We start from the raw sequence: 20707 nt of genomic DNA, 5'->3' as shown, positions 1-20707 counted from the left end.
CACTGTGATACGTTACTTGATGTAGCCTGCAATTGTATTCCATACTCCATGAGGAGTCGCGACCATGACGCAAGTGATGGAGACCCAGGTGTGCGTCGCCGGCGGCGGGCCGGCGGGCATGGTGCACGCCCTCCTGCTCGCCCGGGCCGGAATCCGGGTCGTCGTCCTGGAAAAGCACAACGACTTCCTGCGCGACTTCCGCGGCGACACCGTGCACCCGACCACCCTGCGGATCATGGACGAGCTGGGGTTCATCGACGAGTTCCTGCGGTTGCCGCACACCAAGATCGACCGCGTCGCCTTCGACACCGACGGCTCGATTCGCACCTTCGGCAACTTCACGGTGCTCAAATGGCTCGGCTTCAAGCAGCCCTATATCGCGATGATGCCGCAGTGGGATTTTCTCGATTTCATCGCTGAAAAGGCGTCCGCCTACCCGGAATTCACCCTGGTCCGCAACGCCGAAGTCACCGGGCTTGTCTTCGATGGCGATCGCGTGGCCGGGGTGCGCACCCCGGATCTGGAGGTGCGCGCCGAGCTGGTGATAGCCGCCGACGGGCGCAAGTCCGCGGTGCGCGCGGCGGCGGGGCTGCAGATCGCCGCGGCGCACTCGCCGATGGACGTGCTGTGGTTCCGGCTGAAATGGCGCCCCGGCGACCCTCAGGAACTGTTCGGGGTGCTGCGCAAGGGCCTGATGATGGCCATGATCTATCGGGGCGATTACTGGCAGATCGCCTACCTGATGCCGAAGGGATCAAACCCCCGCGACGGATCGCTGGAGGAGTTCAAGGCGCGGATCGTGTCCGCGCAGCCGCGGCTGCGCGAGCACGTCGATGACCTGAGCTCGTGGGACGACACCAGCCAACTCGACGTGCGGGTGGACCGGCTCGAGACGTGGTGGCGTACGGGCCTGCTGTGCATCGGCGATGCCGCGCATGCCATGTCACCGGCCGGCGGGGTCGGCATCAACCTCGCCGTCGCCGATGCGGTGGCCGCGGCCAACACCTTGTGCGCCCCGCTGCGCGACAACCGCCTGACCGACAACGATCTCGCGAAGGTGCAGCGGCGGCGCGAGCTGCCCACCCTGATCGTCCAGGCTTTTCAGGTGTTGATGCAGGACAGGGCGATCGCGCCCAATCTGAGCGGTGACCTGTCCCCGATCCGCGTCCCGAAGATCGTGGGATGGGGCCCGCTGCAGGCGATTCCGCCGATCTTCGTCGGGCGCGGTTTCCGTCCGGAGCATGTCCGCACGCCCGACGTGCACGCCGTCTAGTGGGGTGTCATAGCCCGATGATCACGATGATCACGCCGGCGATTGACGCCACTGCGAGCGACAGCAACAGAAAGCTGACGATCCACTCCTGTGGCGCTGAGGCCTCGTGGTCGCCCGCCGCGATCGGCGCGAGTTTGCGGCCGGCGCCCCATGCCGCCGCGAGCAGGGTTGCCAGCCAGTTCGTGTAGGCGGCGTACACGATCAGCACCGCTGCCGTGACTCCCCACGCGTGGGGCAGGTGGATGTGCGGCCAGAGCAGGCCGAGCAGCACGAGGAACATGCCGTTGAGGACGGCTTCGAGGTGACTCGACAGCCCCATGCGCGGGTTCTTGAGCGCGGCGACGGCGAACCCGGTCAGCAGTCCGAGCAAGAACAGGACCAGCCCGAGCGTGAACAGCAGTGTCTGCATGCCAGCACCTTAAAGGCCGCTGGCCGCGCGCGCGTTTGATTGCCGGCGACGAAGATGGCACACATGGGTACGCCGATATTCTCTGTCACTCCCGGCTATGGCGACCATCAGCTGCGGAAATTCCACTATTCACAAGTCGTGCGGTACGGGGACCGGGTAGAGACCGCCGGTCAAGGCGGTTGGGACGAGCACTGGCGCTATAGCGAGTCGGTTCGGGACCAGGTCGTTGCGGCCTTCGACAACGTCGAACGGACATTGGCGACGGCCGGAGCCTCCTGGCGCGACGTAGTGCACGTGCACTCCTATCACCTGCCGGACGCGGACGGCCAGATCGGGCGCGAGCACCTGGACACCATGGTCGAACAGTTCCGCCGGCGCATGGGCGACCGCGCGCCCTTGTGGACATGCATCGGCGTCGCCGCTTTGGCGAGTCCGGAAATGCGCGTCGAGATTCAGGCCACCGCCATCCTTGCGGACCAGGACTGAGCGGAGTTCTCGACGCGAAACACCCCCGTTCCCTTGCGGATCGGGGGTGTTCCCTTTCATGGTGGCTTGAGCGTCAGCGCCCGGGCGGATAGTTGGGCGGCGTCGTCACGGTCGTGGTCGGCATCGACGTCGTCAGGCTCGGGGTGCTGGTGACGGTGACGGTGCTGGTGCTCGTGCTGGTGGATGCCGGTGGCACCACGGTGGTGGTGGTACTCGTCGTGACGCTGGTGGTCGACGAGGTCGTCGTGGCGGACGACGCGGCGATCACACCGCAGGCCAGCCGCTTGCCCGATTCGCCGGTGGGGGCGGTGGTGCCCAGGTTGTCCGCGGTCTGGTGGATGATCAGCGCGGTGCCCGAGCTGTTCCTCAGGTCGGCGGAGGTGAACGCATTGCTGGTGGTGACCAGTTTCGCTGAGCCGTCGGAGCGCACTTGCAGGGCGGTCAGGTCGCCGCTGGCCGGGTAGCTGGTGTGATCGGCCGCCTGGTAGACGCTGCCGGCGGAGTCGAAGTCCCCGGTCGAGCCCCCGCTCGGCGCGGCCGAATTGGCCTCGCACTTGCCCACCGCGTGGATCTGCAGCCCGTGGAAGCCGGGGCTGAGCACCTGGTTGGGGCCGGCCTCAACGGTCACCGTCGCGTAGCCGTTGGCGAACTCGAAGGTGGCATTGGCGACGGGGCTGCCGTCGGCGGTCTTCAGCTGGGTGGTCAGCCGCTCCGCGCCGGGAGTCGAGCTGGTTAGCGGCGAGGTGTTGGGCTGGCTGCTTTGCTGGTTCGAGCATGCGGCTAGCGGGGCGACGGCCGCGGTCAGCGCCGCGACCGCAAAGCATGCGGCCTTGTTCATTTGCGGTGCCTACCCACATTGGCCCGGGCCGAAACTGCGATCTACTCGGCGGGCTTGCGCACCGCCCCGCCGCGCCTATGTCCCGAGGAGACTCAGGAACGTCTTGCGGCCGCGGACGCGGAACTTGTTGATGGGGGACTGATGTAACTGATCCATCCGCTCGACCATTCGGCTTCCCAGCGCGTCGAGCATGTCGGCGCTCAAATCAATTGGGGGCGGGCATAAGTCGCGCTCCTCTTCGCTGGCGTGCGCGTCCAACACCGTCACGAACGACTGCCACTCGTCGGCGTATTCCGGCGCCGCGGGCGACGTGCGCAGTAGCACCGCCAGCTGATCCCAAACCTGTCTGTGCTCCGCATGGGCGATGGCGACCAACCTGCTGGCCTCCGATATCGCCGGGTAGAACAAGTCGTCCTCGATGCGCATGTGGATGTCTAGTTCAACCAGCAATTCGGCCAGCGCGTCTTGGCGCGCATCGCTGTCCGCCGGTATATCGGTGACCTTCGCGCAGAGGTTGCGCAAGACGGTGTGGTGCTCGAAAAGCACCTCATAGGCGTTCATTTCGTCACCCCGTGCACTTCGACGAGCCCGTCGCGAATCCGAACCGGGTAATTTGTCAGCGCCGCGGTGGCCGGTCCGCGCAGCACCTCGCCCGATCCGCACGCGAATCTGGAACCGTGCCAAGGACATACGATTCGACCGCGGTCGATCCACCCGTCCCTCATCGGTGCGCCGAGGTGGGGACAGTGCTCACCGACCGCGATAACCCGGCCGTCGTGTCGATACAGAACCACGCCGATTCCGTCGGCCGTGACCCGTTGCGGCTGGCCATCCAGCGCGGTTGCGGGCAGCACCGGCATCCAGCGGTCACTGCGCAATAAGGCGCCGGACCGATCCACGCCGGTGCCCGCCCCGAACACCAAGGCCCCGCCGAGGTAGCCGCTGCCGAGGGTGAGGCCATAGCCCAGCGCGCTGGTCGCCATCCCGCGCCGGTGGCGGCCGCGGCGGCGATCCCACCACGACGCCGCATACAGCGCGGTTGCGAGCGCGTTCAGCGCGCCGTGGACCAGGCCGATCCGGCGCGACTGCTCGTGCGTGTGCTGCCAGTCCGTCACACCGGTCGCAGCGGCGCCGACGCTTCCCGCGAGTGCGACACCCAACGCAAATCTCGACCCGTCCCGCAGCCGGGCGGCACTCCCGGGCAGTGCGCCGGCCGCGTCCATGACGAGCGCCGTCGTCACCGCGCCGGTCGGCACCGACGTCAACGCCGGGTGCACGGGGTGACCGAGCCAGGTGCCGTGCAATGCGTTGCTGACTCGATCGCGGTTGCGGCCCATGGCCGCGAACACGAAGGTCAACGCGTGCTCGAGCCGGTAGCTAGGTCGATCCAGCCACGCTTGTTGTCCCAATGTTGTCCGCACCGCCAGCCCGGCAGTGCGGATCCGTTTTTCGAGAAGCTGCCACCGATTCGCCACGGCGTCCCTCCGGTCTATGCGAGAGCCGGCGTGACGCAACGGGCTCGACGCCGCGTCGACTGGGACCGCGACCCGGACGGCCTAGTCCATGACTAGGACACGGATTGGCACCGTGGATCGTTCACCCCCGACGGGGGTGAGTCCAAACGGGCGTTTAGGCCGAGCGGCGGATGGTGCGCCCGCGGCCGATGTCGCCCTTGAGCAACAGATCGCGCTCGGACTCCGACAGACCGCCCCAAACCCCGTACGGCTCACCGACTTCGAGGGCGTGCGAGCGGCACTCCTGGATGACCGGGCACTGCCGGCACATCTCTTTCGCGCGCTGCTCGCGTTGCATGCGGGCCCGGCCACGCTCGCCGTCGGGGTGGAAGAACATCGATGAGTCAACGCCGCGGCACAAGCCCTGCAATTGCCAATTCCAGATGTCGGCGTTGGGTCCAGGTAGCTGCTCCGGCTGTGGCATTGGTTCGTTCCCTCTCTGCACCGCCCGCTCGAGGTCAGGTTCGTGAACGCGATTGGGTGCAACTTAAATTAAGTGGAGTGGAGTCACCGATGACTACCCGTCATGCGTAGACGTTAGGGGCGACGGTGAATTTCCGTCAATAGCCAGTTAGACCGGCAAAGTATGTTCGCGTCTGAGCAAAATTAACTTTGCGTTCATCTCGATTGAAATTGCGAAACCTATGGCGTGCTACCAGGGAGTTGACCGAAACGAGATTTCCCAGCTCAGCGCGTGGAGGAGGGATAAGGAGATTTTATCCATGGGCTATAGTGATTAACGGTTCGGTAACATGAAGACCACAAACTGTTTACTACATCATTGTGATTGAAACTCGTCACACTTCCTTGATTGAGCGGCGGTTGGCCGCCGCGGCCTTCGGTGACCGGCCCGGCAGCTGGCCACTGCCCGCGGCGACGACGCCGGAAGAGCTGTGGCTGCGCGCCGTCGCGGCCGGGGGACAGGGGCGCTACGGCGCCGCCTACCGCGACCTCGCGGTGTTGCGGCGCAGCGCCCCGGCCGGGCGACTGGTGTCGTTGAGCATGAGCACGCAGGGGTCATTCCTGCGCCAACTCGGTTGGCACACCGTGGCCCGAGGCTGGGATGGGCGCGCGCTGGCGCTGGCCGGCGGCGACCCGGAAGCAAGCGCCGACGCCCTCATCGGGCTGGCGGCCGACGCGTTGGGCGTCGGGCGATTCGCGGCCGCGGCGACGCTGCTCGCCCGCGCCGACGCACTGCTCGCGTCGCCGAACTCCGAAGCCGCGCTGCCCGACCGGTTGCCGGTGCGCCGGCGGTGGGTGGCCGCCGAGCTCGCGATGGCCCGCGGCGAGGGCGACGTCGCCGTCGGTCATGCCGGCGAGGCGGTGGAACTGGCGGCGGCCATGGCCGTCTCGTCGCCGCGGCACCGGGTCAAGAGCGAGGTGGTGCTGGCCGCCGCGCTGTGCTGCGCGGGCAATCTCGACCGCGCCCGCGCGGTCGCGGACACCGCGTTGCAGACCGCCGGCCAATTAGGGCTGCTTCCACTTCGGTGGGCGCTGGCCTGCTTGCTGATTGATATCGAAAGCGTCTCATTCCCAACACATCAGCTGCACGAAATCCGAGATGTCTGCGCAGGCCAGGTGCGGCGCGCCGGTGGAACGTGGCGTTCCGCTTGAAACGGCCCTCTGCCCGTTATTGTCATTTCGTAAGTTAGCCCGGTTGGCCCGCGATGTGTCCGCTTCGTAACGTTGGAGATATCACCGTCGATGACAATTCCAGCAGGGGAACGTCTCGACGCTGTGGTCGCCAAGGCCGTGACCGGAGACCACAACGCATTGAGGGAGGTGCTGGAGACCATCCGTCCGATCGTTGTGCGATATTGCCGAGCGCGTGTCGGCACAGTCGATCGCGGTGGCCTGTCAGCCGATGACGTGGCACAGGAGGTGTGCTTGGCGACTATCACGGCGCTGCCGCGTTATCGCGATCGCGGACGTCCCTTCCTGGCCTTCTTGTACGGCATCGCGGCCCACAAGGTCGCCGATGCGCACCGGGCCGCCGGACGCGATCTCGCCTACCCGACAGAAACGATTCCCGACCGTTGGTCGAACGACGCGGGACCCGAACAGCTTGCAATCGAAGCGGATTCGGTGAGCCGGATGAGCGAACTGCTCGAGATCCTGCCGGCCAAGCAACGCGAGATCCTGATCCTGCGTGTCGTCGTCGGGTTGTCCGCCGAGGAGACCGCGGTCGCGGTCGGCAGTACCACCGGGGCGGTCCGAGTTGCCCAGCACCGCGCACTGTCGCGGTTGAAGTCCGAGATGATCGCGGCAGGTGACTGTGCCTGAATCCCTGGATGAATTCGCCCGCACCGACCTGCTGCTCGATGCGCTCGCCCAGCGCCGCCCGGTCGAGGTCGAAAATCCCGACGCCGACGTGCTCACCATCCTGCTGGAGGACTGGCGCGACAACCTGCGGTGGCCCCCGGCCAGCGCGCTGGTGACGCCCGAAGAGGCCGTCAACGCGTTGCGCACCGGATTGGCCGAGCGCCGGCGCGGCCATCGTGGCCTGACCGTGGTCGGATCGGTCGCCGCGGCGCTGTTGGTGGCCAGTGGTTTCGGCGCCATGGTGGTCGAGGCCCGGCCCGGCGGCACCCTGTACGGGTTGCACGCGATGTTCTTCGACCAGCCCCAGGTCCATGAGAAGCAGGAAATGCTGGCGGCCAAGGCCGACCTGGCGAAGGTGCAGGAATCGATCGACCGGGGTCAGTGGGACCACGCCAAGAATCAGCTGACGGACGTGAGCAGCCTGGTGCAGTCGATCGACGACCCGGCCAGCAAACAAGAGCTGATGAAGCAGCTGAAGCTGTTGAACGCCAAGGTCGATGCGCGCGACCCGAACGCGACGCTGCCGGTCGCGTCGCCGCCGGCGGCGTCACCCGGGCCGGCCACCGCGATTCCGGCGGAGCCGCCCGCCGCCTCGGTCGCACCGACGAAGGTGGCGCCGCCTGCGCCGCTCAGCCCGGCGGCGAGCGCGTCGCCGACTCCCTCAGTGGGCAAGCACCATCATCACGGCCAGACACCACCCCCGGTGGTGCCGCTGACTCCGAATCAGTAAGTGATCAGTGCCGGCGGTGGAAACCGTCGGCGTCCGACGTCGCTTCGTTGAGCGAGGCGTCGGCGTAGCCCCGGCAGTAATCCCACGTGACGTAGGCGTCCGGCTCGGGGTCATAGGCGGGCTCGTGCGGACGCACCGTGCCGTCGATCAGCAGCTGCAGCAGGTTGGCCCGCAGCATGTCCCAGTCGTGGTAGTGATCCTGCTGACATTCGTCGCAGCACACCACCAATCCGCGAATACCCTTGTGCGCCAGCAGTGCTTCGTACACGGCCAGATCGGCAAGGTCGGCCTCGACGGCCATCCGCTCCTGCTGATCCAGGGGCTGGCCCGGCTCGACGGCTTCCAGTGCCGCCGACGGATCACAGGGGTCGTCGGCGAATGGGTCGGGCGGCAAACCCGGTGGGAGGTGGTCGCGCACGCCCTCTAGCCTACGCAGCCCGCCCGGGATAACGCCAGCAGGGCGATGCGCGTCGGGTTTCTCCTCGCGCCGCCACGGCGCGCATCGTCACCGGGCGAAACCGAGCCGATAGGATGGGGCTCTCACCCCGCACCGTATGGAGGGCCCCACTGATGACCCGTGGCACGTCCCACCTGGAAGACAGCTCCGACCTCGTCGGCAGTGCGTATGTGCGGGTGGGTGGTCTGGTGGATGACCCGGTGCCCACCGGAGGCGACAACCCGCACAAGATCGCCATGCTCGGCCTGACGTTCGACGACGTGTTGCTGCTGCCCGCGGCCTCCGACGTCGTTCCCGCCACCGCGGACACCTCCAGCCAGCTCACCAGAAAGATCAGGCTCAAAGTGCCCCTGGTGAGTTCGGCGATGGACACGGTCACCGAGTCCCGGATGGCCATCGCGATGGCCCGGGCCGGCGGCATGGGTGTGCTGCACCGCAACCTGCCGGTCGCCGAGCAGGCCGGTCAGGTCGAAATGGTGAAACGCTCGGAGGCCGGCATGGTCACCGACCCGGTCACCTGCCGCCCGGACAACACCCTGGCCCAGGTCGACGCGATGTGCGCGCGGTTCCGGATCTCCGGGCTGCCGGTGGTCGACGAGTCGGGCGCGCTGGTCGGCATCATCACCAACCGCGACATGCGGTTCGAGGTCGACCAGACCAAGAAGGTCGCCGAGGTGATGACCAAGGCCCCGCTGATCACCGCGCAGGAGGGCGTGTCCGCCGACGCCGCGCTGGGACTGTTGCGGCGCCACAAGATCGAGAAGCTGCCCATCGTCGACGGCCACGGCCGGCTGACCGGGCTGATCACCGTCAAGGACTTCGTCAAGACCGAACAACACCCGCTGGCCACCAAGGACAGCGACGGCAGGCTGCTGGTCGGGGCCGCCGTCGGCGTCGGGGGCGACGCCTGGGTCCGGGCGATGATGCTGGTCGACGCCGGGGTGGACGTGCTGATCGTGGACACCGCGCACGCACACAACCGGCTGGTGCTCGACATGGTCGGCAAGCTCAAGGCCGAGGTGGGCGAGAAGGTCGAGGTGATCGGCGGCAACGTCGCCACCCGCTCGGCGGCCGCAGCCCTGGTCGCCGCCGGGGCCGACGCGGTGAAAGTGGGCGTGGGGCCGGGCTCGATCTGCACCACCCGGGTGGTGGCCGGCGTCGGCGCACCACAGATCACGGCGATTCTGGAGGCGGTCGCGGCCTGTGGCCCGGCGGGCGTCCCGGTGATCGCCGACGGCGGACTGCAGTACTCCGGCGACATCGCCAAGGCGCTGGCCGCCGGCGCGTCGACAGCCATGCTCGGCTCGCTGCTGGCCGGCACCGCCGAGGCCCCCGGCGAGCTGATCTTCGTCAACGGCAAGCAGTTCAAGAGCTACCGCGGGATGGGATCGCTGGGAGCCATGGCCGGCCGGGGTTCCGGCGGCGGTGGCGGCAAGTCGTACTCCAAGGACCGCTACTTCGCCGACGACGCTTTGAGCGAGGACAAGTTGGTGCCGGAGGGCATCGAGGGCCGGGTGCCCTTCCGCGGGCCGCTCTCCTCGGTGATCCACCAGCTGACCGGCGGTCTGCGCGCCGCGATGGGCTACACCGGCTCGCCGACCATCGAGGCGCTCCACCAGGCGCAGTTCGTCCGGATCACCGCGGCCGGCTTGAGGGAAAGCCACCCGCACGACGTCGCGATGACGGTCGAAGCCCCCAACTACTACGCACGCTGAGGCCCAGATGGTCGAGATCGGGATGGGCCGCGTCGCCCGTCGCAGCTATGAACTGAGCGAAGTCAGCATCGTGGCCTCCCGGCGCACCCGCTCGTCGCAGGACGTGTCGACCGCCTGGCAGTTGGACGCCTACCGGTTCGAGATCCCGGTGCTGGCCCATCCCACCGATGCGCTGGTGTCCCCGGAGTTCGCGATCGAGCTCGGCAAGCTCGGCGGCCTGGGGGTGCTCAACGGCGAGGGGCTGATTGGGCGGCACGCCGACGTCGAGGCCAAGATCGCACAGCTCGTCGAGGCGGCCAGCAAGGAGCCCGAGCCCTCGGCGGCGATCCGGCTGCTGCAGGAATTTCACGCGGCGCCGCTGAACCCCGACCTGCTGGGCTCCGCGGTCGCCCGGATCCGGGAGGCCGGGGTCACCACCGCGGTCCGGGTCAGCCCGCAGAACGCCCAGGCGTTGACGCCGGTGCTGGTGCAGGCCGGCATCGACCTGCTGGTCATCCAGGGCACCATCGTCTCGGCCGAGCGGGTGGCCAGCGACGGTGAACCGCTGAACCTCAAGACCTTCATCTCCGAGCTCGACGTGCCGGTGGTCGCCGGCGGCGTGCAGGACCACCGCACCGCGCTGCACCTGATGCGCACCGGCGCCGCCGGCGTCATCGTCGGTTACGGCGCGACCCGCGGGGTGACCACAAGCGACGAGGTCTTGGGCATCAGCGTGCCGATGGCCACCGCGATCGCCGACGCCGCCGCCGCGCGGCGCGAGTACCTCGACGAGACCGGCGGCCGCTACGTGCACGTGCTGGCCGACGGCGATGTCCACACCTCGGGCGAGCTGGCGAAGGCGATCGCCTGCGGCGCGGACGCGGTGGTGCTGGGCACGCCGCTCGCCGAGTCCGCCGAGGCCCTGGGCGAGGGATGGTTCTGGCCGGCCGCCGCGGCGCACCCGTCGCTGCCGCGCGGGGCGCTGCTGCAGATCGCCGTCGGTGAGCGCCCGCCGCTGCAGCAGGTGCTCAACGGGCCGTCCGATGACCCGTTCGGCAGCCTCAACCTGGTCGGTGGGCTGCGCCGGTCGATGGCCAAGGCCGGCTATTGCGACCTCAAGGAGTTCCAGAAGGTCGGCCTGACCGTCGGGAGCTGATTTCTCGCCGCCGAGCTGGGGGCACCGCCCGCTTGCGGGGGACACGCCGGCAGGGCAGGTGGACGTCAGCCAGGCGGTAGGGGTGTTGGTTTATTACCCGCCGGTAAGGCCATACTGGTGCGATGAAGCCGGATTACGACGTACTGATCATCGGTTCGGGTTTCGGGGGGAGCGTCAGCGCGTTGCGGCTGACTGAAAAGGGCTACCGCGTCGGCGTATTGGAGGCCGGCCGCCGGTTCGCCGACGAGGATTTCGCCGAGACGTCCTGGGATCTGCGTAAGTTCTTGTGGGCGCCGCGGTTGGGTTGCTACGGGATCCAGCGCATCCACCCGCTGAAGAACGTGTTGATCCTGGCCGGCGCCGGGGTGGGCGGCGGCTCGCTGAATTACGCCAACACGCTGTACGTGCCGCCCGATCCGTTCTTCAACGACCCGCAGTGGAAGCACATCACCGACTGGCGCGACGAGCTGATGCCGCACTACGAGCAGGCCAAGCGGATGCTCGGCGTAGTGGAGAACCCGACCTTCACCGACGCCGATCGCATCGTCAAACAGGTCGCCGACGAGATGGGCTGCGGCGACACGTTCGTGCCGACGCCGGTCGGCGTGTTCTTCGGTCCCGACGGCACCAAGGCCCCGGGCAAGACCGTGCCGGACCCGTACTTCGGGGGCGCTGGGCCGGAGCGCACCGGATGCCTCGAATGTGGAGCCTGCATGACCGGCTGCCGGTACGGCGCCAAGAACACCCTGCTGAAGAACTACCTCGCTCTCGCGGAATCGGCCGGCGCACAGGTGATTCCGATGACGACGGTGAAGCGTTTCGAGCACCGTCCGGACGGGCTGTGGGAGGTTCGCACCGTGCGCACCGGCAGTTGGCTGCGCCGCGACCGGCGCACCTACACGGCGAAGCATGTGGTCCTGGCCGCGGGAACCTGGGGCACCCAGCATCTGCTGTTCAACATGCGCGATCAGGGCCGACTGCCCCGGCTGTCCAAGCGCCTGGGCATGCTCACCCGCACCAACTCCGAGTCGATCGTCGGCGCCGGGAAACTCGAGGTCGACCCGAACCTCGACCTGACGCACGGGGTGGCGATCACGTCATCGATCCACCCGACATCGGACACCCACATCGAACCCGTCCGCTACGGCAAGGGCTCCAACGCGATGGGGCTGCTGCAGACTCTGATGACCGACGGTCACGGCCCGGAAGGCACCGACGTGCCCCGCTGGAAGCAGCTGATCGAGGCCGCGCGCGAGGATCCGCGCGGCACGCTGCGACTGCTCAATCCCCGCCAGTGGAGCGAACGGACCATGATCGCCCTGGTGATGCAGCACCTGGACAACTCGATCACCACCTACACCAAACGCGGCAAGCTGGGCATCCGCTGGTACACCAGCAAGCAGGGACACGGCGAGCCCAACCCGACCTGGATTCCGGTCGGCAACGACGTCACCCGCCGCATCGCCGACAAGATCGACGGCGTCGCGGGTGGCACCTGGGGGGAGCTGTTCAACATCCCGCTGACCGCGCACTTCCTCGGCGGTGCGGTGATCGGCGACAACGCCGACCACGGGGTGATCGACCCGTATCACCGGGTTTACGGCTACCCGACGCTGTTCGTGGTGGACGGCGCGGCCATCTCGGCGAACCTGGGCGTCAACCCCTCGTTGTCAATTACCGCCCAGGCCGAGCGGGCCGCATCGTTGTGGCCGAACGTTGGCGAGAATGACGAGCGCCCGGTGCAGGGCGAGCCGTATCGCCGGCTGCTGCCGATCCCGCCGAAGGCGCCCGTCGTCCCGGCCGAGGCGCCCGGCGCGCTGCGCTGGTTGCCGAGCAATCACATAAGCTCCACCGCCGACGCCGGCTAGCTCGCGTGACGATCGCGAGCGCGGCGGGCTGAGTCAGCTTGCGAGCACCTGCAGCGGTGCGCCACTGACCACCCGGCTGCGCTCGCCGCGCACGTTGACCGGCACGTCGCCCATCAAGGTGATGCGGTGCATCAGCCGCGGCTGGTCGTCGTAGTCGTCGATCGCGCGGTGCTGGGTCGCGCGGTTGTCCCACATCGCGACGTCGCCGTGTGCCCAGTTCCAGCGAATGGTGTTCTCCGGCAGTGTGATTCGTCGCTGCAGCAGTTCCAGCAGCACGCTTGACTCGTGACCGTCCAGGCCGACGAAGCCGCGCACGAAATCACCGGCCAGCAGGGTGCGTTCCCCGGTCTCCGGGTGCACCCGCACCACGGGATGCTCGGTGCGGAAGTCCGGCTTTTCGAACGCCTGGCGGAACGCCCGCTGGGCGTCGCTCATCGACAACGCCGCTTCGGTGGTCACGTAGTCGTAGCGGTTGGTGTGCAGCGCCCACAGACTTTCCACCAGGGCTTTGAGCGGCGCGGGCAGATACTCGTACGCCGCCACGGTCGAGGCCCACAGCGTCGAGCCGCCATAGCTCGGCAGGGTGACCGCGCGCAGGATCGACGCCGCCGGATAGTTCGCGGCGAACGTCACGTCGGTGTGCCAGCGGTTCGCCTTGCCGTACTCGGAGTCGATCGGGGTGATCACCGGCATGTTCCTGGCCGCCAGGGCCGAGGCGGCCGGGTGGCCGACGGGTGTGCCCAACAGACTGGCAAACGCGAGCTGCTGCTCGTCGTCGAGGTGGTGCTGGTGACGGAAGAAGATCACCTTGTGGGTCAACAGCGCCCCGCGGATCTTCTCGACCGCGTCCTGGCCGAGGTCGCCGCCGAGGCGAACCCCGTCCACCCGGGCACCGATGCGGCTTCCCAGCTTGGTGACGGTTACCTGACCTGTCATTTTCGTCTTCCTCGAGTCAAAAACCGGTGTAGTCAACTGACTACATTTGGTACTGTAGTCACGTGACTACAACTTCCGCAAGGGGCCGCGAGAAAACGCCGACCGGCCGCGCGGAAGTGGCCGCGGCGATCCTGGAGGCCGCCACCGACCTGTTCGCCGAGCGCGGCCCGGCCGCGACGTCCATCCGCGACATCGCCGCGCGATCCAACGTCAACCACGGCCTGGTGTTCCGGCACTTCGGCACCAAGGAGCAACTGGTCGGCGCCGTCCTCGATCACCTGGGGGCCAACCTCAGCATGCTGCTGGGCACCGATACGCCCCCCGCGGTGCTGGAGAAGTCCCTGGACCGGCAGATGCGGGTGATGGCCCGCACCGTCCTCGACGGCTATCCGGCGGGCCAGCTACAGAAGCGCTTTCCCAACATCGCGACGCTGCTCGACGGGGTACGGCCGCTGTACGACGACGACGTCAAGGCCCGGCTCGCGGTCGCCAATGCCCTTGCCCTGCAATTCGGTTGGCGGCTGTTCGCGCCAATCCTGCGCTCCGCCACCGGAATCGAAGAGCTGACGGATGCCGAAATACGCCAGGCCACCGGTGCCGAGGTGCAGCGGATTCTCGGGCCCGCCGATACTCAGTGACCCCGGGACAGCACCCGCCGGTGCATGGGCTCGCGGCCGGGCGGCTGGTGCGGCGGCGGCAGCAGTGGCTTGCGGGGACGCACCTCGACCGTCGTGGCGGCGTCGGTGCTCAGCTCGAGCTCGTCCCCGGCGTGCCGAATGGTCAGCTCGCCGCCGGGCCCGTCGCGCAGTGTGTAGGTGACGTCGTCGTGGTTGACGTCGACGGTGACCCGGAAGTCTCGCCACCGCAACCGGAACCGTAGCCGCGAAATGCCATCGGGCAGTTGAGGATCCAGCGACAGCATGCCCTCGTCGTCGCGCAGGCCGCCGAAGCCGGCCACCAGCGCGGTCCAGGCGCCGGCGAGCGAGGCCATGTGCAGACCGTCGCGGGTGTTGTGGTGCAGATCGCGCAGATCGATCAGGGCGGCCTCGTACGCGTAGTCGTGGGCCAGCTCCAAATGCCCGACCTCGGCGCACATCACCGCCTGCGTGCAGGCCGACAGCGACGAGTCGCGCACCATGCGCGGCTCGTAATAGTCGACGTTGCGGGCCTTCTCCTCGGGCGTGAACGCGTGGCTCTGCCAGTGCATGGCCAGCACCAGGTCGGCCTGCTTGATCACCTGTGCGGGGTAGAGCCGCACGTACGGGTCGTGCAGCAGCAACGGGTAAGCATGGTTCTCCCGGAAATCCCATTCCGCCAGGGTGGTGAACCCTTCGCACTGCTGATGAACGCCCAGGCCGTCGTCATAGGGGATGTTTGCGGCGTCGGCCGCATCGCGCCAGCACGCCGCCTCCTCGGTGGTGACCCCCAGCGCCTTGGCCACGTCGGGATGACGGTTGCAGGCTTCGGCGGCGACGCGCAGATTGTGCGCGGCCATCAGGTTGGTGAAGACGTTGTCGCGCACGACCGCCGTGTACTCGTCGGGACCGGTGACACCGTCGAGGTGCCAGACCCCGTGCCGATCGTGATGGCCGAGGGAGACCCACAGCCGGGCGGTCTCGACCAGCACCTGCAGGCCGCACTCGGCTTCCAGGTCGTTGTCCCCGGTGACGATGCGGTAGCGCTCGAAGGCCATCGCGATGTCGGCGTTGATGTGCCAGGCAGCGGTGCCCGCGGGCCAGTACGCCGAGCACTCCTGCCCGCGGATGGTCCGCCACGGGAAGGCGGCACCCTCGAGGCCCAGTTCGGCCGCCCGCTCCTTGGCCAGATCCAGCGTGGAGGCGCGCCAGCGCAGCGCGTCGGCCACCGTGTGCGGCGCGGTGTAGGTGAGCACCGGCAACACATAGCCCTCGGTGTCCCAGAAGGCGTGGCCGTCGTAGCCGGTTCCGGTGAGCCCCTTGGCCGCGATCGCGCGTCGCTCGGCGCGGGCGCTGGCCTGCAGCAGGTGGAAGAGCCCGAATCGCACGGCCTGCTGGGATTCGGAGTCGCCCTCAACCTCGACGTCGGCGCAATCCCAGAAGCTGTCCAGGTACTTGCGTTGTGAATCCAGCAACCCCTGCCAGCCGGTGTAGCGGGCGCTGTGCAGCGCGGCGGCGACCTGATCGCGCAGCGCCGGACGCGAGCGCATGCTCGACCAGCCGTACGCCAGGTACTTGACGATGCGCAGCTTCTGTCCCTCGCGCAGCCCACAGATCACGGTGGTCCGCGCCAGATCGGCGCGCGCATCGGTGCCGACCTCGACGCGCCCTGGAACGTCCACCTCGTGATCCATCCCGGCGGCCATCATCAGCGCACTGCTGCGGGTCCGGTGCATGAGAACCGCACCGGTGTCGGTGTATTCGTGAGCGACCTCTTCGAGCGGGTTCTCCAGGATGGCCGACACCCGCGGGTCGCCGGAGGTCTGCGGCTGGTCCTCGTTGGTGACCAGCTCGGACTGCACCGTGACGCGGACGAAGTCACCGACCGCTTCGACGCAGTACTCGATGGCGGCGACGCCGCGCTGCGCCAGGGACACCAGCCGGGTGGACACCACCTTGACCTGTTTGCCCGCCGGTGAGCGCCAGTGCGCGCTGCGGGTCAGCGTCCCGGCGCGCAGGTCCAGATCCCGCTCGTGCGAGATCAATTCGCCGTAGCGGACGTCGAACGGCTCGTCCTCGACCAGCAGCCGGATGATCTTGCCGTTGGTGACGTCGACCAGCGTCTGGCCCGCCTCCGGATAGCCGTAACCGGCCTCGGCGTAGGGCAGCGGCCGGATCTCGTAGAAGGAGTTCAGGTAGGTGCCCGGCAGGCCGTACGGCTCACCCTCGTCGAGGTTGCCGCGCAGCCCGATGTGCCCGTTGGACAGGGTGAACAGGGATTCGGACTGGGCCAGCAGATTGAGGTCGAGCTGGGTCTCGCGGACGTGCCATGGGTCAACGGGGAACGATTCGTCGGTGATCATGACTGCAGCAACTCGGCGAGATCGGTGACCACCACGTCGGCGCCGTTGCTGCGTAAGTCCTCGGCCTGGCCCACCCGGTCGACGCCCACCACATAGCCGAAGTTACCGGCATGGCCGGCCTGCACGCCCGAGATCGCGTCCTCGAACACCGCCGCCGCGTCGGCGGGGACGTCGAGCAGCTGCGCCCCGCGCAGGTAGGAGTCGGGGGCCGGTTTGCCGGCGATGTGTTCGTCGCGCAGGGTGATGCCGTCCACCCGCTGCTGCACGAACCGCTCCAGGCCGGTGATCTTCAGGACGTCGCGGGTGTTCGCGCTCGACGACACCACCGCGATCCCCAATCCCGCGGCCGACACCGCCTCGAGGTAGCGCCGCGACCCGTCGAACACCTCGACGCCGTCCTCCTTCAAGACCTTCTGGAACATGTCGTTCTTGCGATTGCCCAGGCCGTAGATCGTCTCGGCGTCTCCCGCGTCGTCGGGGCTGCCGTCGGGCAGGTGGATGTCGCGGCTTTCCAGGAACGAGCGGACCCCGTCCTCGCGCTTCTTGCCGTCGACGTATTCGCGATAGTCGGCGGCCGCGTCGAAGGGAACGAACTCGCCGCCGGTGCGCTTGGCCCGGTCGGACAGGTACGCGTCGAACATGGCCTTCCAGGCTTTGGTGTGCACACTGGCGGTGTCGGTGAGCACTCCGTCGAGGTCGAACAGGCAGGCACGCACTTTCTCTGGCAGACCCAGGGGTGAGCTCACCGGCGGTCCTCGCTTCCTGGTGTCGGGGGCTGGTTAAACCGATACCCACTCCACCATGCCGCTATGTCTGTCGCCAAGCGCTCACCTGTCCGCGGCCGCGGCGACCCCCTGGATGGCGCGAAGGCGCCCGTCCGCCAGCGCGGCGGTCAGGTTGCCGACCTTCCGGCCGAAATCGCTGACGAACGCATGCAGCCCCAGCGGGTTGGCGGGCTGGGCCAGCAATGCCCGCATGAACTCGGCCGCCTGCTCGGTGAGATCGTTCCAGCGCTCGACCGTGAACCCCGCGGAAGCGACGAGGGCCCGCAGCTCCTCGGGGGTCACCAGATGGCTGTTGGCGGGTGTGCCGGCCCAGGGCAGTGGGAAGTCGAGCGCGCGGCCATCACCAATGGTCAAGTCCCACATGGCAAGCCGGCCACCCGCGGTGAGTACGCGGCGGGCTTCACGGTACAGACGCGCCTTGTCGGCCACGTTCATCTGAACGTGCTGACTGACGACGACGTCGAACGCGCCGGGCGGGAAGGGCAATGCGGTGACGTCACCCTGCGTGACGGTGATCGAATCACCCAGCCCGACAAGCCGGTTGAGCCAGCGGTGCGTGTCGCAGTACTCGTCGGTGAGGTCCACGGCGGTCACCGCGCAGCCGCACCGGTCGGCGACGTAGCGGGCGGTGCCGCCGATCCCGCTGCCCGCGTCGAGCACCCGGCTTTCGCCGGTGATGCCGGCCAGGTCCACCAGTTGGCCGGTGGCGAAGCGACCCATGGTGTGAAAGTCCTCCAGCAGCCCCAGGTCCGCGGGCTCCAGGTGGTCGAGATCCTTGCCGGCGGCGGCCAGGGCGTTCTCGATGTTGCGCCGCGACAGCCCGGTCGAGTACTGGCCGGCGATCGTGTCGTTCATTTGTCCACCTTCGTCCATGCGGTGATCAGCGGAGGCATGGCGACCAGGGCGTCGGCCGCCGCGACCTGTTCGCGCAACAACGGGACGAAGTCGTCGATGTCGGCAAGCTCGTCGATGGCGAAGCCGCCCTGTTCGGCGACGGGGGAGACCAGCCGCCAGACTTCCGCGGCATAGGCCAGGATGTCGGTGTCCGCGGCGGTTCCGATGGGTGTGCTCTGGGTCAGCTGAGGCGTGCCGAGGCCGGCGTCGGCGAAGACGGCATGCAACGTCGTGCCGAATTGTGCACTGAGCCCAAGGGTCTCGAAGGCGCGCACGATTCCCGCCACCGTCCGCCCGAACAGCGGGATGCCCGGGATGGTGCGCGTCGCGGTGATGTCGTTCTCGGAGAACGCGAGGACGCCGCCGGGGCGTACCTGCGAGCGCAGGTACCGCAGCGTGGCGGCCGGGTCGGGCAGGTGCATCAGGATCAGCCGGCCGATGACCGCGTCCACCGGTTCGTCCAGCGCGAGCGAGTCGACCACAGCCTGGGTGAATTGTACTGTGCCCAAGCCTTGTTCGGCGGCACGGGTGCGGGCGAGCTCGACCATCGCGGGCGCGGCGTCCACCCCGAGGACACTTCCCGTCGGGCCGACCAGCCGGGCGGCGACGAACGACACGTCACCGGGCCCGCACCCGATATCGAGCACCCGCATGCCCGGACGCAGCCCGGCGAGCCGCAGCGCGTGCTCGGTGTGGTGGTTGTACAGCCGACCCTGCAGGAGGAGCCGCCGCACCTCCACGTCGGCGTGGCCGAGAACATAGGTGCTGTCGGTCATGAGACTTCCCTTTCGGTTTGACGCGCCGGCAGCAGCCAGCCGACGACGATTGCGGCGCCCAACGCGATGCCCGCGCAGACCAGCGAGCTCACCTGCAGGCCGTCCAGGAACGCGCGATCGACGACACCGCGGACGTAACCGGCCTGCGGTGCGGGCAGTTGCTGAATCACACTGTGCGCCAATGCCATCGAATGCCGCATGGGCTCGGCGGGCAATCCCGGCAACGCGGCCGCCCCGAGGTGTCCCGAGTACACCGACGCGAAGATGCTGCCGGCGATGGCGACGCCCAGGGTGCCGCCGAGTTCGCGCGTGGTGTCGTTGACGGCCGAGCCGACGCCGGCCTTGTCGGCGGACAGTGATCCCATGATCGCCTCGGTGGCCGGTGAAACGGTCAGGCCGAGGCCGCCGCCGAGCAGCAGCATCTGGATGGCGATCTGGTCGTAGGGTGTGGCGGCATCCGCCGTCGACGCCCACGCCAGACCGGCGGCGAACACGGTCAGGCCGGCGGCGACGACGGCCGTGGTGCCGATCCGTTCCACCAGCCGGGGCCCCAGGATGCTGGCCAGCGCGATCGAGACGGCGACCGGAAGCAGCCGGACGCCACTCTGAAACGCCGTGTAGTCCTTGATGAATTGGAAGTATTGGGTGATGACGAAGATGAACCCGAACAAGGTGAGGAAGCCGGCGGTCACGGCCAGGCTGCCGCCGGAGAACCGGCGGTTGACGAACACCGATACGTCGAGCATGGGATGGGTGGTGCGCCGTTCCCAGATCGCGAACGTGGCGAGAAGGGTTGCCGCCAGGGCGAATCCGGTCGCGGTCCGACCGTCGGTCCATCCCCAGGTGGGCGCCTGGATGACCGTGTAGACCAGCGTTGTGATGCCGGCCGCCGACAGGACGAGGCCGGGGACGTCGACGCGCGGCGCGGCCGGGTCACGTGAGGTAGGGACGAAGATGAAGCCGCCGATGATGGCCAGTGCGGCAATGGGAATGTTCACCATGAAGATCGAGCCCCACCAGAAGTGTTCGAGCAGCCAGCCGCCGCTGATCGGTCCCACGGCCACCCCGACGCCCACCATCGCCGCCCACAGCCCGATCGCCTTGGCGCGTGCCGCCGCGTCGGTGAAGATGTTGGTGATCAGCCCCAGCGTGGTCGGGAAGATCACCGCGGCGCCCACGCCCATGGCCGCGCGGGCCGCGATCAGCGCGTCGGCCGAATTGACCTGCGCCGCAACGGCGGAGGTGAGCGCGAACAGGGCAAGCCCGGAGTTGAGCCACCCCCTGCGGCCGTAACGGTCGGACAGGCTGCCGGCGGATAGCAGCAGGCCGGACATCACCAGGGTGTAGGCGTCGACGATCCACTGCAGCTGGGCGGTGTCGGCGCCGAGTTCGCGCGACAACGTGGGGAGCGCGACGTTGACGATGGTGGCGTCGACGCTGATGACGAAGACGCCGAGGCAGATGACGGCGAGTGCGGGAATCGGGTGGTTGCGGACCATCGGTGTGAGAAGCATGCACAAGACGTTAAAGCCGATAGACAAATAAATCAAGTAGTGAGTTGAAAAAGATGT

The 20707-nt window shown here is 68.1% G+C and carries 21 protein-coding genes; 9 read left to right on the top strand and 12 right to left on the bottom strand.

Annotated elements, in window-relative coordinates; genetic code table 11:
- The first annotated feature begins 64 nt into the window (after positions 1-64).
- On the top strand, positions 65-1273 hold the full coding sequence (locus A5688_RS12830; protein ID WP_082955109.1) for an FAD-dependent oxidoreductase: 1209 nt from the start codon (positions 65-67) through the stop codon (positions 1271-1273).
- A gap of 7 nt (positions 1274-1280) precedes the next feature.
- On the opposite strand, the gene A5688_RS12825 is transcribed toward A5688_RS12830, so the two are convergent.
- Complete coding sequence (locus A5688_RS12825; RefSeq protein ID WP_067834018.1) at positions 1281-1682, bottom strand: hydrogenase; 402 nt, start codon at positions 1680-1682, stop codon at positions 1281-1283.
- 63 nt (positions 1683-1745) lie between these two features.
- Between A5688_RS12825 and A5688_RS12820 the strand changes: the two genes are divergently transcribed.
- Entirely contained in the window at positions 1746-2168 is a 423-nt protein-coding gene (locus A5688_RS12820; RefSeq protein ID WP_067834020.1) for a Rid family hydrolase, read from the top strand.
- Between the two features lie 73 nt (positions 2169-2241).
- Here the strand turns inward: A5688_RS12820 and A5688_RS12815 are convergent, their stop codons facing one another.
- From A5688_RS12815 to A5688_RS12800, 4 genes are all read right to left on the bottom strand, one after another.
- A complete protein-coding gene (locus A5688_RS12815) occupies positions 2242-3006 on the bottom strand; it encodes a superoxide dismutase family protein (RefSeq protein ID WP_067911075.1) in 765 nt (254 codons plus the stop codon).
- Between the two features lie 75 nt (positions 3007-3081).
- The gene (locus A5688_RS12810) at positions 3082-3567 is read right to left on the bottom strand and encodes a hemerythrin domain-containing protein (protein ID WP_067911077.1); all 486 of its coding nucleotides are present in this window, start codon (positions 3565-3567) and stop codon (positions 3082-3084) included.
- A complete protein-coding gene (locus A5688_RS12805) occupies positions 3564-4355 on the bottom strand; it encodes a Rieske 2Fe-2S domain-containing protein (protein WP_082951209.1) in 792 nt (263 codons plus the stop codon). The genes A5688_RS12810 and A5688_RS12805 overlap by 4 nt, the downstream gene beginning before the upstream one ends.
- A gap of 280 nt (positions 4356-4635) precedes the next feature.
- Positions 4636-4944: a WhiB family transcriptional regulator gene (locus tag A5688_RS12800; protein WP_064883744.1), complete on the bottom strand. Its 309-nt coding sequence runs from the start codon at positions 4942-4944 to the stop codon at positions 4636-4638.
- A gap of 359 nt (positions 4945-5303) precedes the next feature.
- Between A5688_RS12800 and A5688_RS12795 the strand changes: the two genes are divergently transcribed.
- The 3 genes from A5688_RS12795 (at position 5304) to A5688_RS12785 (ending at position 7572) form a co-directional block, all read left to right on the top strand.
- Positions 5304-6134, top strand: a complete 831-nt coding sequence (locus tag A5688_RS12795; RefSeq protein WP_068268183.1) for a hypothetical protein — start codon at positions 5304-5306, stop codon at positions 6132-6134.
- A 90-nt stretch (positions 6135-6224) separates the two neighbouring features.
- Positions 6225-6803: a sigma-70 family RNA polymerase sigma factor gene (locus A5688_RS12790; protein ID WP_067834028.1), complete on the top strand. Its 579-nt coding sequence runs from the start codon at positions 6225-6227 to the stop codon at positions 6801-6803.
- Positions 6790-7572 carry an anti-sigma-D factor RsdA gene (locus A5688_RS12785; protein ID WP_207546657.1) on the top strand — a complete coding sequence of 261 codons (783 nt, stop codon included), beginning with the start codon at positions 6790-6792 and terminating at the stop codon, positions 7570-7572. Before A5688_RS12790 ends, A5688_RS12785 begins: the two co-directional genes overlap by 14 nt.
- 4 nt (positions 7573-7576) lie before the next feature.
- Here A5688_RS12785 and A5688_RS12780 read toward each other — a convergent pair whose 3' ends face one another.
- Positions 7577-7990, bottom strand: a complete 414-nt coding sequence (locus A5688_RS12780; RefSeq protein ID WP_007773416.1) for a DUF5319 domain-containing protein — start codon at positions 7988-7990, stop codon at positions 7577-7579.
- A gap of 152 nt (positions 7991-8142) precedes the next feature.
- Between A5688_RS12780 and guaB the strand changes: the two genes are divergently transcribed.
- The 3 genes from guaB (at position 8143) to A5688_RS12765 (ending at position 12747) form a co-directional block, all read left to right on the top strand.
- Complete coding sequence (guaB, locus tag A5688_RS12775; protein ID WP_067834033.1) at positions 8143-9744, top strand: IMP dehydrogenase; 1602 nt, start codon at positions 8143-8145, stop codon at positions 9742-9744.
- Between the two features lie 7 nt (positions 9745-9751).
- A complete protein-coding gene (locus A5688_RS12770) occupies positions 9752-10879 on the top strand; it encodes a GuaB3 family IMP dehydrogenase-related protein (RefSeq protein WP_067834035.1) in 1128 nt (375 codons plus the stop codon).
- A gap of 122 nt (positions 10880-11001) precedes the next feature.
- A complete protein-coding gene (locus tag A5688_RS12765; protein ID WP_067911086.1) occupies positions 11002-12747 on the top strand; it encodes a GMC family oxidoreductase N-terminal domain-containing protein in 1746 nt (581 codons plus the stop codon).
- A gap of 33 nt (positions 12748-12780) precedes the next feature.
- Here the strand turns inward: A5688_RS12765 and A5688_RS12760 are convergent, their stop codons facing one another.
- Entirely contained in the window at positions 12781-13683 is a 903-nt protein-coding gene (locus A5688_RS12760; RefSeq protein WP_067911090.1) for a TauD/TfdA dioxygenase family protein, read from the bottom strand.
- Positions 13684-13745: 62 nt separating this feature from the next.
- On the opposite strand from A5688_RS12760, the gene A5688_RS12755 reads away from it, so the two are divergent.
- Positions 13746-14321, top strand: a complete 576-nt coding sequence (locus A5688_RS12755) for a TetR/AcrR family transcriptional regulator (RefSeq protein ID WP_067834042.1) — start codon at positions 13746-13748, stop codon at positions 14319-14321.
- On the opposite strand, the gene A5688_RS12750 is transcribed toward A5688_RS12755, so the two are convergent.
- The 5 genes from A5688_RS12750 to A5688_RS12730 all read right to left on the bottom strand — a co-directional run bounded on the left by A5688_RS12750 (position 14315) and on the right by A5688_RS12730 (position 20650).
- Entirely contained in the window at positions 14315-16681 is a 2367-nt protein-coding gene (locus tag A5688_RS12750; protein ID WP_067834044.1) for a glycoside hydrolase family 65 protein, read from the bottom strand. The two genes, A5688_RS12755 and A5688_RS12750, sit on opposite strands and share 7 nt — an antisense overlap.
- Positions 16678-17427 (bottom strand): beta-phosphoglucomutase family hydrolase, encoded by a 750-nt coding sequence (locus A5688_RS12745; RefSeq protein ID WP_067834046.1) that lies wholly within the window; start codon positions 17425-17427, stop codon positions 16678-16680. Before A5688_RS12745 ends, A5688_RS12750 begins: the two co-directional genes overlap by 4 nt.
- 81 nt (positions 17428-17508) lie before the next feature.
- Positions 17509-18321 (bottom strand): class I SAM-dependent methyltransferase, encoded by an 813-nt coding sequence (locus tag A5688_RS12740; protein ID WP_067911096.1) that lies wholly within the window; start codon positions 18319-18321, stop codon positions 17509-17511.
- Positions 18318-19136, bottom strand: a complete 819-nt coding sequence (locus tag A5688_RS12735) for a class I SAM-dependent methyltransferase (RefSeq protein ID WP_067834053.1) — start codon at positions 19134-19136, stop codon at positions 18318-18320. Before A5688_RS12735 ends, A5688_RS12740 begins: the two co-directional genes overlap by 4 nt.
- Positions 19133-20650: an MFS transporter gene (locus A5688_RS12730; RefSeq protein WP_067834055.1), complete on the bottom strand. Its 1518-nt coding sequence runs from the start codon at positions 20648-20650 to the stop codon at positions 19133-19135. Before A5688_RS12730 ends, A5688_RS12735 begins: the two co-directional genes overlap by 4 nt.
- Positions 20651-20707 lie beyond the last annotated feature (57 nt).

The sequence above is a fragment of the Mycobacterium mantenii genome (assembly GCF_001667865.1).
In the GTDB taxonomy this organism is placed as follows: Bacteria; Actinomycetota; Actinomycetes; order Mycobacteriales; family Mycobacteriaceae; genus Mycobacterium; species Mycobacterium mantenii_A.
The sequence above is the reverse complement of the archived record's forward strand: the minus strand, read 5'-3'. Positions and strand labels throughout refer to the sequence as shown.